Genomic DNA, 13,130 nt, shown 5'->3' with positions numbered 1-13,130 from the left:
CTCTAGGGTCGGGCCCCCGGATCCCGGTGTGTGTCCTGATCACCGGGACCCGGGGCGCGGGTCAGAGCTTGACCACCGTGCAGGTCGGGATCGGGTGGTGGCCGCCTGCCTTGACCCAGCGCAGCAGGGCCGTGCCCTCGGCGTGCCCGGCGGTGTTGACCCAGTTGCCGTAGCCGGGGTCCTTCGCCGCCACCACGATGGTCAGGGTGCCGTCGGCGTTGAGCTTCGCGGTGTGGTTGTTGAGGTGGGTGTTGGTGCGGTCGTAGTCGAGCGACTCCATCCACCAGTTCTGCAGCACGAAGTTCCAGTACTCACAGTCGGGCACCTCGGTCTCGATCACCCAGGCCTCGTCCTCGGCGAGGTTCCAGTAGCCGTGGAGGTAGAAGATCGTCGGGTCGCCACCGGCGTTGAGGAACCGGTCCTGGCCCCAGTCGGGGAGCTCGTGGGGACGGGTCATGAACAACCGGGTCCACTCGGCGAAGATCTTCGAGATGCCGGACACCTGGAGGGTTGCGGCGCGGAGCTGGTCGGCGAACTCATCGACGTCGAGTGGTTCGTAGGGGACCTCCTCGTCGAGGAGCTCGATGGTGATCCGGGCGGGGTCGTTGTTGGGGTGGTCGACGAAGCTCTGCCGCCCGGTGAGCTTGTCGGTGCCGTCCGGCAACGGGAGCCAGGGGCCCGACGCGGGCTGTTCCTTGCTGGCCACGAAGCTGAACCGGCCCTGGTCGTCGAGGGGGAGGGAGTGCACGTCGATCTCGCCGTGGGAGACCTGGGTCTCCTCGCTCCAGTCGCGCTTGCTCTTCGACCCGATGCTGAACACAGTCGAGTTTCCGGGGGTCCCGCTGATGCGATAGCGGTGCTCGGGAGAGACGCGCGCACTCATGTAGATGTTGTCGGGGTTGTCAGCCCCGATCTTGCAGCGCAGGTTCGGGTCGAGGATGTTGGTGAAGACCGGGTAGCGCGGGTCGTTGTGCTCGATGCTGGTGAGCGTCCCGTTGCGGAGCAGCCGGATCAGATAGCGGACCCCCTCGGCTTGGTCCAACGGGGTCATCGGTGCGGACTCGGACGCAAGCGTGTTCCCGGCTGCGCGAAGGTTGTCGCAGAACTCGTCCCACATGGGGTTCGTCATGTCATCTCCCTGGTCGTTTCACGCTGTCTAGCCGCCAGGCGTACGCCGACCGTGCAGCGTCCCGTTGAGTGAGAGCGTCCGCGAGGCGGGAAGCGGCCGGGACCGGCTCCCGCTGACCGGGATTCTTCCCGGCCGGGCAGGTCCGCTACCTACTGTCGAACCGACCGTTCCCGCACACCAGTGCGGCTGCTGAGAAGAGGTTCGCGTGCCCTCCAACACCCGTCCGTCCACGTCGTCCCGTGAGGACGCCGACGTCCTCGACGTCCTGGTGATCGGTGCCGGTTTCGCCGGCCTGTACGCCGTCCACGCCGCACGTGAGGCCGGGCTCGATGTCGTGTGCCTCGAGGCCGGAGCGGGTGTCGGTGGCACCTGGTTCTTCAACCGCTACCCGGGTGCGCGCTGCGACGTCGAGAGCATCGACTACTCCTACTCCTTCGACGAGGACCTGCAGAACGACTGGACGTGGAGTGAGCGCTACGCCACCCAGCCCGAGATCCTGGCCTACATCAACCACGTCGCCGAGCGTTTCGACCTCCTGCGCAGCATCCGGCTCGAGACCCGCGTGGCGTCTGCCGACTGGGACGAGTTGTCGGCCGTGTGGCGGGTGCTGACCGAGGCCGGCGACGCCCATGTCGCGCGCCACGTCTTCTGCGCGGCCGGCTCGCTCTCGGTGCCGAACAAGCCACCGATCCCCGGGGTCGACGACTTCGCGGGCGAGGTGCTCTTCACCGCGCAGTGGCCGGAGCCCGCGCCGGACCTCACGGGCAAGCGGGTCGGCGTGATCGGCACCGGCTCGTCGGGCATCCAGTCGATCCCGATGATCGCGCGTGAGGCCGGGGAGCTGACGGTCTTCCAACGCACCCCGAACTTCAGCGTGCCGGCGCTCAACCGGCCGCTGGACGAGAACGACCAGCGCCGGATCCGCGAGGAATACCCGGAGCGGCGTCGCAAGTCCCGGATCAGCGGCGGCGGGTCGCCGTACATCGCCCACCCGAGGAGTGCCGAGGAGTGCGACCCGGAGGAGCGGGAGGCCGCCCTGGAGAAGGGCTGGACGACGGGCGGAGTGCTGTTCGGCAAGACCTTCCCCGACCAGTACACGAACATCGTGTCCAACGACTACGCCCGCGACTTCGCGGTCGCCAAGATCCGCTCGATCGTCGACGACCCGCGAGTCGCCGACGACCTGATCCCCACGGACCACCCGATCGGCACGAAGCGCATCTGCACCGACTCGGGCTACTACGACACGTTCAACCGCGACAACGTGTCGCTGGTCAACCTGCGCCGGGAGCCGATCGAGCACATCGCCGACTGGGGTGTGAAGACCGCCGACTCGTCCTACGAGCTCGACGTGCTGGTCTTCGCCACCGGGTTCGACGCGATGACCGGAGCCCTGACCCGCATGGACATTCGCGGCGAGGACGGCGTGCTGCTGCGCGACGCCTGGGCCGACGGACCGGTGACCTACCTGGGCTACCAGGTGCCGGCGTTCCCCAACTTCTTCATCGTCAACGGCCCGGGCTCGCCCGCGGTGCTGGCCAACATGGTCATGGGCTCGGAGATGCAGGTCGACTGGCTGCTCGACCTGATCCACGCGGCCGATGAACAGGGCGTCGACCGGATCGCCGCGTCCCCCGATGCAGCGACGGAATGGACCACCCAGCTCGAGACCGCGGCCGAGTCGACCCTCTTCGTGCGGGCGAACTCGTGGTACATGGGCGCCAACATCGAGGGCAAGCCCAAGCGGTTCATGCTCTACCTCGGTGGCCTGGGCACCTACGCCGGAGTGTGCAAGGAGATCGCGGCCGACGGCTACCGGGGCTTCGAGCTGACCGGCGCGCCGGCACTGGCCGAAGGGGCCCGTCGATGACGACCACGACTCCGGTGCTGGTCACCGGGGCCGCCTCCGGGATCGGCGCGGCGTGCGCTCGGGCGCTGGCCGAGGCCGGTCGTCCGGTCGTGCTCTGGGACCTCGACAAGACCGAGGTCACTGTGGTCGCCGAGGAACTCTCCGAGAAGTACGGCGTGCCGACCTTCGGGCAGGCGGTCGACGTACGCCGGCTCGACGGCTTCGCCTACGCCCTGAACCAGGCCCGCGCGGTCGTCGGCCGGATCGGTGGGCTCGTGAGCTGCGCCGGGGTGGTCGACTCCACGCCGATGACCGAGCTGACCCTCGAGGCATGGCAGCGGGTGATCGACGTCAACCTGACGTCGTACGGCTTCCTGGTCGCCGCCCTCGCCGATGACCTGCGCGCTCAGCCGGGCTCGGCCGTGGTGGCCATCGCGTCGATCAACGCCGTGGTCGGGCAGGGCACCATCCCGTCGTACACCGCGTCCAAGGGCGGGGTGCTCAGCCTGACCCGGTCGCTCGCGGCCGAGCTGGGCCCGGCCGGGGTGCGGGTCAACTCGGTGTGCCCCGGCTACATCGCCACCCCGATGCTGAAGCGCGTCCTGGCCGACAAGCGCAAGGCCGCGAACATGTCTGCCCTGACCATGGTCAAGCGGATGGGGGAGCCCCAGGAGGTGGCCGCGGTCGTGCGGTTCCTGCTCAGCGACGAGGCGAGCTTCGTGACGGGTGCGACGATCAACGTCGACGGTGGTGTGCTGGCCAACGACGCGATGGCGGCGCTGGCATGACCCGACCCAACGTCGTGATGATCGTCCTCGACGACACCGGCTTCGCCCAGCTCGGGTGCTTCGGCTCCGACATCAGCACGCCGAACATCGACGCCCTCGCCGCGGACGGCCTGCGCTACAACAGGTTCCACGTCACGGCGCTCTGCTCGCCGACGCGCGCCTCACTACTCACCGGGCGCAACCATCACCGGGTCGGCATGGGCTACCTGACCGACATCCCGACCCCGGACCCCGGCTACACCTGCGCCATCCCGCCGTCCGCCGGCACCCTGCCCGCCGTGCTCAAGCAGGCCGGCTACAGCACGTTCGCCGCGGGCAAGTGGCACCTCGCACCGCGGTGGGAGGTCAATCCGGCCGGGCCGTACGACCGCTGGCCCCTCGGTCTCGGCTTCGAGCGCTACTACGGCTTCCTGAGCGCCGAGACCAGCCAGCGCACCCCGACCCTGGTCCGCGACAACTCCTACGTGCCGCAGCCGCGGACGCCCGACGAGGGCTACCACCTGATGGAGGACCTCACCGACGAGGCCATCGGGTTCATCCGCGACCAGCAGCAGAACACTCCCGAGCGTCCGTTCTTCCTCTACTACGCCGCGAGCGCCATGCACGCGCCGATCCAGGCACCCGAGGAGTGGGTACGCCGCTACGAGGGCGCCTTCGACCAGGGCTGGGACCAGTGGCGCGACGCGATCGTCGCGCGACAGAAGGAGATCGGGGTCGTGCCCGAGGACGCGGACGCGACGCCGCGCCCGCCCTGGGTGCGTCCGTGGGACGAGCTCAGTGACGAGGAGCGACGCGTCACCGCGCGCAGCATGGAGATCTTCGCTGCCTACCTGAGCTACACCGACGCCCAGATCGGCCGGCTGCTCGACCACCTCCGTGACACTGACACCCTCGACAACACGATCGTCATGCTGATCTCCGACAACGGCACGAGCGCCGAGGGTGGGCCGAACGGCTCGTTCAACTACCACGGCCTGCACCGCGACCGGGAGGCGAACCGCGAGCTCACGTTCGCCAAGGTCGACGAGATGTCCGGCGACCACGCCTACATGCAGTACGCCTGGCCGTGGGCGTGGGCGGGCAACACCCCGTTCTGGCTCTGGAAGAGGTTCACCGCGCTCGGTGGCGTCCGCACCCCGCTGATCGTGCACTGGCCCGACGGCATGGGCACACCGGGAGAGGTGCGTGACCAGTTCTGCCACGTCTCCGACCTGATGCCGACGGTGCTGGAGGCGGCCGGCGTGCCGGTGCCCGAACGGCTCAACGGTGTCGAGCAGATGTCGCTCGACGGCTCCAGCATCCTCGACTCCTTCCTCGCACCGGAGGTGGCCGCGCCCCGGGAGACGCAGTACTTCGAGTGCGCCGGCTCGCGGTCGCTCTACCACCGCGGCTGGAAGATCCGCACCGACCACGTCGGGCCGACGCCTCTGCTCGAGCGTGAGCTGATCCCCGGCAGCCATGAGTACGACGAGGACCACTGGGCGCTGTTCCACCTCGACGAGGACTTCGCCGAGACCACCGACCTCTCTGCCGAGCACCCCGAGCTGGTCCGCGAGCTGGTCCAGATGTGGTGGACCGAGGCGGGCCGCAACAACGTGCTGCCGCTCAACGACGGCTACACCGGGCGCCCGCAGATGGAACGTCCGCCCGGGCACCGCCAGCCGTCGCGGATGACCTACCGCCCGGGGCCGGGTGCGGTCTCCGAGTTCATGCACCCGGTGCTCACCGAGGGCTTCACGATGACCGCGCACCTCGACGTCGGTGAGCAGGCACCGAGCGGCATCCTGGCCGCGATCGGTGACTGGACCCAGGGGCTTGCGTGGTACCTCCGTGACGGTCACCTGGTGGTCTCGGCCAACTATGCAGGGGTCGGCCACCGGGTCGAGTCCTCGACGCCGCTCGCTGCCGGCGAGGAGGAGGTCCGGCTCACCTACCGCCTGCGTGAAGGGGGTGGCACGTTCGCCCTCCACCAGGCGGGCACGGTCACCGCCGAGCTGTCCGTCGACGGGCCGCTGCCGGTGCGCTGGCAGATCGGCGGCCCGGGGCTGCGGATCGGCTTCGACGCCGGCTTCCCGGTGGACGAGAGCTACGCGCCGCCGTACGCCCTGGCGCCCGGGGTGCTGGAGCGACTCGAGGTGGCGAGTGCCAGTGCCGAGGCGCTCGAACCCGACGACGCCGACCTGGCCCGAGTGCACGAATGACGCGGTCATCGACCGCATCCGAACGAGAGCAGGAATCATGAAGCTGGGTGCGGCAATCGCCGAGATCCTGAAGGCCGAAGGCGTCGAGATGGTCTGCGGCTACCCGCTGAACTACGTCTTCGAGTACGCCGCCGACGCCGACATCCGACCCGTGATCGCCCGGGCCGAACGCACCGGCGGGCACATGGCCGACGCCATCTCCCGGGTCACCAGCGGCAAGCAGATCGGGGTCTACGCGACCCAGCACGGGCCGGGCATCGAGAACGGCATGGGCGCCGTCGCGCAGGCCTTCGGTGAGTCGGTGCCGATCCTGGTGCTGCCGATGGGCTACCGCCGCGACGAGGCGCACATCGCCCCGAACTTCAACTCCACGATCAGCCTGCGCTCGATCGCCAAGTCGGTCGAGCCGCTCAACGATGCCAACCAGGTGGTCGCCGTCTTCCGGCGTGCCTTCAGCCGGCTGCGCAACGGCCGCGGGGGACCGGTGGTCGTCGAGATCCCGCGCGACATGTGGTTCGAGGACGTCACGGTTCCGCTCGACTACCGCCCGGTGATCACCACCCGCTCAGGCCCCGACCCGGTCGCCGTACGACGGGCCGCGGAGCTGCTCGTGGCCGCCGAACGACCAGTGATCTACGCCGGCCAGGGCGTGCACTACGCCGAGGCATGGCCCCAGCTGAAGCAGCTCGCGGAGAAGCTGGCGATCCCGGTGACCACCAGCCTGCAGGGCAAGAGCGCCTTCCCGGAGGACCACCCGCTCTCCCTCGGGTCGTGCGGCCGGGCGGTGCCCAGGACGGTCGACCACTTCCTCAAGGAGTCGGACCTGATCCTCGGGATGGGCTGCAGCTTCACGCCGTCCGACTTCGCCACGACCATGCCGACGGGCAAGACGATCATCCACGCGACCCTCGACCCGGCGCACCTCGACACGGTGGTGCAGGCCGACGTCGGCCTGATCGGCGACGCCGCGCTCACCCTGGACGCCTTGCTGGCCGCGGTCGACGAGCTCGTCGACGGAGATCGCGACCGGGGCCCGATCGAGGCCGAGATCACGCAGGTGTACGACGCGTGGCTGGCCGAGTGGCTGCCGATCCTGACGTCGGACGAGAACCCGATGACGGCCTACCGCGTGATCTGGGAGCTGATCGCGGCAACCGACGCGGACAACACGATCATCACGCACGACGCCGGCTCGCCACGCGACCAGCTCTCGCCGTTCTGGAAGAGCACCGCGCCGTTGAGCTATCTCGGCTGGGGCAAGACCACCCAGCTCGGCTACGGCCTCGGCCTGGTGATGGGCGCGAAGCTGGTGCACCCCGAGAAGCTGTGCGTGAACCTGTGGGGTGACGCCGCGATCGGGTTCACCGGTCTCGAGCTCGAGACCTGTGTGCGGGAGCGGCTTCCCGTGCTCTCGATCCTGTTCAACAACTCCTACATGGCGATGGAGACCAACGCCATGGGCCTCTCCCAGTCGAAGTACCAGACGATGGAGATCTCGGGTGACTACACGGCGATGGCCCAGTCGCTCGGGTTGTACGCCGAGAAGGTCACCGACCCGGCCGACATCGCCGACGCGATCCGCCGAGGCATCAAGGAGACCGAGGCCGGTCGCCCCGTGCTCCTGGAGTTCATCACCTCGCGTGAGCTCCGCGTCTCCACCCACGGCGGCGACACCTACATGTCGCCGGTGCCCGACAACTTCCGCTGAATGTCGAGGAACCACATGACTGCCACACTCACCCGACTCGAACGGGACCGACCCACGACGGTCCAGGACCTCCGGGTCCGTGCCGACTGGCTCCGCCTCGAGGTGATCCGCATGATCGACAAGGCCGGGCTCGGGCACTACTCGAGCACCTTCTCGTGCGCGGAGATCCTGTCGGTCCTCTACTACCGGGTCATGCGCCTCGACCCGGCCACTCCTGACTGGGCCGACCGCGACCGCTTCCTGCTCGGCAAGGGCCACGCCGCCGTCGGGCTGTGGCCGATCCTCAGCGACCTGGGCTACTTCCCTCGCGAGGACCTCGACACCTTCGGCTACATCGGCAGCCCGCTGGGCGACCACCCCGACATGCGCAAGGCGGCGGGCGTCGACTTCAGCTCCGGGTCGTTGGGTCACAACCTCTCGGTGGGCCTCGGCATCGCGATGGCCGCACGGCTGCGTGGCTCCGACCACCGCACCTTCGTGCTGACCGGTGACGGTGAGATCCAGGAGGGTCAGGTCTGGGAGGCCGCGATGGCGGCCAGCCACTACGAGCTGGGCAACCTGGTCGCGATCGTCGACGCCAACGGCTTCATCGGCAGCGGCCCGACGTCGGAGCTGATGAGCATCGAGCCGCTGGCCGATCGGTTTGCCGCGTTCGGCTGGCACGTCATCGAGCTCGACGGCCACGACGTGGATGCCCTGGTGACCACCTTCGCCGACCTGCCGGCCCCCGGGTCGGACCGCCCGGTGTGCCTCATCGCCCGCACCCAGAAGGGCCGGGGAGTCTCGTTGATGGAGGAGGCACCCCGGGCCTGGCACGTCGGGTGCCTCACCCCCGAACAACGCGACGACGCGATCGCAGAGATCAGCGCCAGGATGCAGGAGGTCTCCGCATGACGACGACCACGAACCGAGCCGCCGCGATGGAGGACGTGTTCTCCGACGAGGGGCAGGCGTCCTCGCTGAACCTGCTGGGTCACGCGATGGCCGAGCTCGCGGACCGTCACGACGACGTCGTGGTGATCTCCGCCGACATGGGCTCCGCGCTCTCCGAGCTGCGTGAGCGCCACCCCGACCGGTACGTCGAGCTGGGCATCGCCGAGACGAACACGATCTCGGTGGCCGCAGGCCTGGCCGCATCGGGGTTCCGCCCCTATGTGATGGCCTTCGCGCCCTTCGGCATGATCAAGTGCGCCGAGCAGATCCGCACCGACTGGGCCGCCACGATGCTGCCGGTCACCCTGGTCACCCGCCTGTCGGGGCTGGCGATGGGCTACTTCGGGGCCAGCCACCACGCCGTGGAGGACCTCGCGATCGCCCGGTCGATCACCAACCTGACCGTGATGACCCCGGCCGACAACTACGCCACCCTCGGCCTGCTCGAGGCCAGCCACCAGTCGGCCGGACCCGTGCTGCTGCGGGTGAGCGAGGCGACCGCACCGGTCTACTCGTCGGTGCCCGAGCTGGAGCCGGGCCGGTTCGTGCGGGTGCGCGAGGGCAATGACCTCACGATCATCGGGACCGGCGCCGGTGTCGGCTGCGCGCTCGGTGCCGCACGGGCACTGGAGGAAGAGGGCCTCGGCGTCGCCGTGCTGGATGCGGCGTACCTCAAGCCGTTCGACGTGGCGGCCGTCCTGGAGGCGGCCGGGTCGACCCGGGCGATCCTCACCGTCGAGGAGCACAGCGAGGTCGGTGGCCTCGGTGCGGCCGTCGCCGAGGTGCTCGGACGCAACGGCGTCGCCACCCGCTTCGGCAGCGTCGCGCTGCCGGACGCCGATCTCGAGGTGGGCGTTCCCGCCGAGCTGCTCGAGGTCTACGGCATCACGGTCGAGGGCGTCGCCCGCACGGCGCGGGACCTGCTCGCCTGACGGACGCGCGACGCACCCTGGTGACCGGTCAGCTCGGGTCGGCCTGGTCCGTGGTCGGGAAGACCCCCCGGCGGACCAGCGCGTAGACGGCCAGGGTGAGGTCTTCGTCGGACTGGTCCTCGAGACCGGTGATGCCCCTGACGAACGAGCCGAAGAGCCCCCAGCCGAGGGCCGCACTGGTGAGTGCGGCCACCTGGATGCGGGACTCGACGTCGTCACCCGCGTCACCCTCGCCCTGCACGATCCGGCGGCTCAGCTCGTCCATGGCGGGGGAGCGGCCCAGGATGGCTGCCGGGTCTCGTCCTTCGAGGATGCTGCGCGCCAGCATCCGGACGTACTCCGAGCTCTTGGGCCGCATCAGGATCGCGATCGCGTCCTCGGTGCTTGCCGCCGCACTGAACTGCTGGGCATAGGCGTCGGACGACCTCTGGAAGACCAGCTTCAGCAGGTCGTCCTTGGTGCCGACGTACTGATGGATCAGCCCGTAGTTGACGCCGGCGGCCCGGGCCACCTCGCGCAGCGACACAGCGGCGGGGCCGCGGCTCGCGAAGAGCGGCCGAGCCGCATCGACCAGGAGCTGGACCACCCGTGCGCGAGCCTGCGACTCCTCGCCGGGCCGGGATGCGCGCGAGGGGCCTGTGCTGGTGGGGGTTTCAGCCATCCACGAAGCCTAGATGAGCACGACGCATGTCTCTCACACGACAGCCGCCTGCTTCGCGGTGACCTCGGCCATGTACGTCTCCGGCAGCTCCATGAACGGCGTGCGGAACCGGGCCCACAACGGCAGGTCGTCCATCGAGTAGACGTCCTGCTGGTTGGCCGGACGTCGCGGCCACGACGGGATGTTCACCCAGAGCCGCATCAGGTGCCGGCGCTGGTTGACGTCGTCGTGGTCGACGTACGGCGTGCGGCCGTGGACGATCAGTCGGTTGTTGAGGAACTGGATGTCGCCCGGGGCGATGTTCATGTCGAGGTAGAACTCGGGGGAGGACGAGAGCTCGCAGAACAGGTCGAGTGCGGCCTCCTGCTCCGGCGTGAGGTCGAAGTGCCCGGCGCGTGCGGCGTCGCGGGTCTGGGCGACGTGCACACAGGAGCTGAACACCCCGTCAGTGCTGGCGAACAGGGCCACGTTGTCGGAGGTGACGATCTTGCCGTCGCCGCGTTCGGCGTCCATCTGGCCCCGCATCACGGGCATGCCGTCGTAGAGCACCCGGGCCAGGTCGGGGTGCGTCTCGACCATGCGGTCGTGCACGGCCGCGGCGCTGGCGATGCGGCTGGCCCCGCCTTCCTTCGCCGCGCGCAGGCAGAGCAGCGAGACCACGTCGTGGCCGTCGCAGTGCATGTTCATCGACTGGGCCGACCGGTAGCCGCGGACCTTCTCGTCGACCAGGTCGGCCACGTTGAGGACGTGGCCCAGGACCTCGCCGTGGCCCGACTGCGGGATGACGTCGCCGAGGTGGGCGCCCAGGCCGCAGTAGATGCGGGCCAGGTCGTCGTCGCCGTACTTCTCGCGGGAGAGGCCCCGGATCAGCACGAAGCCGCGGCCGGTGCGCAGTTCGTCACGCAACCGGGAGAGGAAGTCTCCGACGTTGCGCAAGGGGAAGGTGAACGGCGTGATCTCGGTCAGGTCCAGGTCACCGTGGCCCTTGAGGGTGGTGAGTGCCGCGTCGATCTCGGCGAGCTCGTCGTCGGACAGCTGCCAGAGGCCGTCCTGGCGGTAGTCCAGGGTGCTGCCGAGCCAGGCGGAACGGCCGCCGACGGGGGTGAGGGTGTCAGTCATGGTTCTCTCCAGAGGGTGGGCTTGCGGGAAGGGTGAACAGCGGTCAGGCGGGAGCGGAAGTCAGTGCGGGTTGCGGGCCCCGGACCAGACGACCCGGCAGGGCGCCGGTGGGCTGGCCGTCGCGGGTGACGACGGTGCCGCCCACGACCGTGGCGGTGTAGCCGCGCGCGTCCTGCATCAGGCGCCGGCCGCCGGCGGGCAGGTCGCGTACGACGCGGGGCAGGTCGAGGCCGAGGTGGTCGAGGTCGATGACGTTCAGGTCGGCACGATGGCCCGGGGCGACCAGGCCGCGATCGTGCAGGCCGACCATCTCGGCGGACCGCCTGGTCATCAGGTGGATCAGATAGGGCAGCGGGAGACGCTCGCCCTGGTGACGGTCCCGACCCCAGTGGGTGAGCAGGTGGGTGTAGATGCTGCCGTCGCAGATGACTCCCAGGTGCGCGCCCCCGTCACCCAGGCCGGGAACGACGTGCTCGTTGAGCAGCATCTCGCGGCACGGCTCGAGCGAGAAGTCGGCGAAGTTCGAGAACGCCAGGTAGAGGATGTTGCGGCCGTCGCGCTCCAGAAGGCTGTCGTAGACCAAGCTCTCGGGGGAGACGCCCAGTCGGCGGGCCTGCGCGCCGATGCTGGACTCCTTGGCGGGCTCGTAGTCGAAGCCCTCACCCATCTCGAAGAGCTGGTCGAAGTCGCGCACCCGCATTCCCATCGCCATGTCCGGGTCCGGGTCGTTGGTCTCGCCGAGGATGCGCTCCTTCACCTCGGGCCGGCGCAGCTCGCTGACCCGTTCGGCCAGTGGCAGGTCGGCCATCGCGAGGTACGTCGGCGTCGAGTAGAACGGACTGAGGGTCAGCTCGAGGCCCAGCAGCACGCCCAGGGGCCGCGGCAGGATCTGCAGGGTGCCGGTGCCACCGGAGGCGTTGAACGCGTCGAACTTGTCGAGGATCGTGCGCCAGATCCGGGGATTGCCGTGGCTCTGCACCAACGCCATGCTGAACGGCCGGTTCGACTCCTTCGCGCGACGCAGGCCCATGTCGAGGACCTGCTCCCAGTCGTCGTTGTACTCGATGACGAACTGGATCAGCCCGGCCCCGGCCCGATCGAGGGCCGCGGCAAGTCCGGCGTACTCCTCCTCGGTCGCGGCCAGCGTCGGGGTGAGCTGGCCGTCGCTGGAGCGGTGGAACATGGTCTGTGAGGTGCCGAACCCGAAGGCTCCTGCGCGCACTGACTCCTCCAGGATCTCGCCCATCTGCCGGATCTCGTCGGAAGTGGCCGGCTCCCGGGAGTAGGCCCGCTCGCCCATGACGTAGGTGCGCAGGGCGGCGTGCGGGACGTAGCTGCAGATGTCGGCGTCGAACTCGCGACTGCTCAGGAAGTCGAGGAACTCGGGGTAGCTGGTCCACTGCCAGTCGACGCCCTCCTTGAGCACGACGTTGGGGATGTCCTCGACGCCCTCCATGAGCCTGATCAGCAGGTCGCGGTCCTCGGGCTTGCAGGGCGCGAAGCCCACACCGCAGTTGCCCATCACGACCGTGGTCACTCCGTGGTTGGTCGAGGGCACGAGGCGGTTCTCCCAGGTGGCCTGGCCGTCGTAGTGCGTGTGTACGTCGACGAAGCCCGGCGTGACGAGCTGGCCGCGTGCGTCGATCTCCTCGCGGCCCGAAGCGGTGACCTCACCGACCTCGACGATGACGCCGTCACGGATCGCGACGTCGGCCTGTCGCGGGGGTTCGCCGGAGCCGTCGATGACGGTGCCGTTGCGGATGACGAGATCAAGTTCGGACATCTCTGCCTCTCTGTTTCGCACGGTCGC

At 69.3% G+C, this 13,130-nt stretch carries 10 protein-coding genes; 6 read left to right on the top strand and 4 right to left on the bottom strand.

What is annotated here, in order from left to right:
* Nucleotides 1-61 precede the first annotated feature (61 nt).
* On the bottom strand, nt 62-1,129 hold the full coding sequence (locus tag ASD66_RS00820) for a DUF1214 domain-containing protein (protein ID WP_056889767.1): 1,068 nt from the start codon (nt 1,127-1,129) through the stop codon (nt 62-64).
* A gap of 205 nt (nt 1,130-1,334) precedes the next feature.
* Here ASD66_RS00820 and ASD66_RS00815 point away from each other — a divergent pair, with 205 nt between their 5' ends.
* The 6 genes from ASD66_RS00815 to ASD66_RS00790 are packed head-to-tail and all read left to right on the top strand — an operon-like array spanning nt 1,335 to nt 9,540.
* The gene (locus ASD66_RS00815; protein ID WP_056889766.1) at nt 1,335-2,999 is read left to right on the top strand and encodes a flavin-containing monooxygenase; all 1,665 of its coding nucleotides are present in this window, start codon (nt 1,335-1,337) and stop codon (nt 2,997-2,999) included.
* Nucleotides 2,996-3,766, top strand: coding sequence for an SDR family NAD(P)-dependent oxidoreductase (locus ASD66_RS00810; RefSeq protein ID WP_056889765.1), 771 nt, complete (start codon nt 2,996-2,998; stop codon nt 3,764-3,766). The genes ASD66_RS00815 and ASD66_RS00810 overlap by 4 nt, the downstream gene beginning before the upstream one ends.
* The gene (locus tag ASD66_RS00805; RefSeq protein ID WP_056889764.1) at nt 3,763-5,967 is read left to right on the top strand and encodes an arylsulfatase; all 2,205 of its coding nucleotides are present in this window, start codon (nt 3,763-3,765) and stop codon (nt 5,965-5,967) included. Before ASD66_RS00810 ends, ASD66_RS00805 begins: the two co-directional genes overlap by 4 nt.
* Nucleotides 5,909-7,675 carry a thiamine pyrophosphate-requiring protein gene (locus ASD66_RS00800; RefSeq protein ID WP_268788303.1) on the top strand — a complete coding sequence of 589 codons (1,767 nt, stop codon included), beginning with the start codon at nt 5,909-5,911 and terminating at the stop codon, nt 7,673-7,675. Before ASD66_RS00805 ends, ASD66_RS00800 begins: the two co-directional genes overlap by 59 nt.
* Nucleotides 7,676-7,690: 15 nt before the next feature.
* Nucleotides 7,691-8,569 (top strand): transketolase, encoded by an 879-nt coding sequence (locus ASD66_RS00795; RefSeq protein ID WP_056889763.1) that lies wholly within the window; start codon nt 7,691-7,693, stop codon nt 8,567-8,569.
* Entirely contained in the window at nt 8,566-9,540 is a 975-nt protein-coding gene (locus tag ASD66_RS00790) for a transketolase family protein (protein WP_056889762.1), read from the top strand. Before ASD66_RS00795 ends, ASD66_RS00790 begins: the two co-directional genes overlap by 4 nt.
* Nucleotides 9,541-9,568: 28 nt before the next feature.
* On the opposite strand, the gene ASD66_RS00785 is transcribed toward ASD66_RS00790, so the two are convergent.
* From ASD66_RS00785 to ASD66_RS00775, 3 genes are read right to left on the bottom strand one after another with little or no spacing between them, the layout of a single operon-like run.
* Entirely contained in the window at nt 9,569-10,201 is a 633-nt protein-coding gene (locus tag ASD66_RS00785) for a TetR/AcrR family transcriptional regulator (RefSeq protein ID WP_082599268.1), read from the bottom strand.
* A 33-nt stretch (nt 10,202-10,234) separates the two neighbouring features.
* The gene (locus ASD66_RS00780) at nt 10,235-11,320 is read right to left on the bottom strand and encodes a TauD/TfdA family dioxygenase (protein WP_056889760.1); all 1,086 of its coding nucleotides are present in this window, start codon (nt 11,318-11,320) and stop codon (nt 10,235-10,237) included.
* Nucleotides 11,321-11,363: 43 nt separating this feature from the next.
* The gene (locus ASD66_RS00775) at nt 11,364-13,103 is read right to left on the bottom strand and encodes an N-acyl-D-amino-acid deacylase family protein (RefSeq protein WP_056889759.1); all 1,740 of its coding nucleotides are present in this window, start codon (nt 13,101-13,103) and stop codon (nt 11,364-11,366) included.
* Between the last annotated feature and the right edge of the window lie 27 nt (nt 13,104-13,130).

The sequence above is a fragment of the Nocardioides sp. Root151 genome (assembly GCF_001427925.1).
Classification (GTDB): domain Bacteria; phylum Actinomycetota; class Actinomycetes; order Propionibacteriales; family Nocardioidaceae; genus Nocardioides.
The sequence above is the reverse complement of the archived record's forward strand: the minus strand, read 5'-3'. Positions and strand labels throughout refer to the sequence as shown.